The organism is Novosphingobium guangzhouense, assembly GCF_002896965.1.
Lineage (GTDB): Bacteria > Pseudomonadota > Alphaproteobacteria > Sphingomonadales > Sphingomonadaceae > Novosphingobium > Novosphingobium guangzhouense.
In genome coordinates this window covers 1-1,050 of sequence record NZ_LYMM01000008.1, presented here as the reverse complement: position 1 = coordinate 1,050, position 1,050 = coordinate 1, and the positions used below count along the sequence as shown (strand labels likewise).

Annotated in this window: 1 protein-coding gene; it reads right to left on the bottom strand. The window is 60.9% G+C overall.

Going from position 1 to position 1,050, the window contains the following annotated elements; genetic code table 11:
• Positions 1-15 precede the first annotated feature (15 nt).
• Positions 16-956 (bottom strand): IS630 family transposase gene (locus tag A8V01_RS04145; RefSeq protein ID WP_245892318.1). Its coding sequence is split into 2 segments (ribosomal slippage): positions 16-611 and positions 611-956, totalling 942 coding nucleotides; the frame shifts between segments, so codons are not numbered across the junction.
• Positions 957-1,050 lie beyond the last annotated feature (94 nt).

Sequence of the window (1,050 nt, the reverse complement as noted above, 5' to 3'; positions counted from 1 at the left end):
TAGAGCGGTTTTCGATCATTCTGGTTCGTAGCCACATGATTTGAAGTAGTTGGCGCATTCCTGAGGCTGGAAGATATCGACGAGTTTGCCGATCAAGCTCCACAGGCCGCTGACCGTTCGCTCGCCCGCTTTGCGGAGCATGGCCTTGAGGCGGGAAAAGGCCTTCTCGATTGGGTTGAAGTCGGGGCTGTAGGGCGGGAGAAAGCGCAGGGTTGCGCCTGCGGCCTCGATAAGCACCTGCACCGATGCGCGCTTGTGGCTCGACAGGTTGTCCATGATGACGACGTCGCCGGGCCGCAGTTCCGGGACGAGGACCTGAGCAACGTAGGCTTCGAACCAGTCGCCGTTAATCGGTCCATCGAGCACCATGGGGGCGACCATGCCGGTCATGCGCAGGCCGGCGACCAGGGTGGTTGTCTTGCGATGGCCGTGCGGGAAGCCCATCCGCAACCGCTCGCCTTTCGGGCAACGGCCGTGGCTGCGGGTCATATTGGTCGCGGTCCAGGTTTCGTCGATGAAGACCAGGCGCTCCGGTTCGAGATCGAGTTGCCCCTCGAACCAGTCCTGACGCTGCTTCAGGACGTCTGGTCGATCTTGCTCTATCGCATGGCCTGTCTTTTTTTGCGCGTCAGTCCACGGCGAACAAAAAAGCGATGTAACCCGGCCACGGAAACGACCATGCCCTTGTCCGCCAGCGCCAAACGCAGTTCTTCGAGGGTGATGTCCCTACGCTCCTCCCAAATGGCCAGAATGTCCGCTGCCCGCTCTTCCATCCGCCGCGAGCGCATATCCCCACCGCGGGGCTTTGGGGCAATGTCACCCGTCTCGCGCTGCTGTGCTCGCCATCGGACCGCCGTTGATGGTGCCACACCGAACCGGTCCGCCGCAGCACGGCAACTCGATCCACTATCCACCGCTGCCAAAAGCCGAGTGCGCAAATCCATTGAAAGAGCCATCCATGCCGGCCTCCTTCACCAGCATGGATTCTGAATCAGAAATCGCGCCCGAAGGGAATCCCATGCCGATTCAGAACGGTCGAAAACCGCTCTA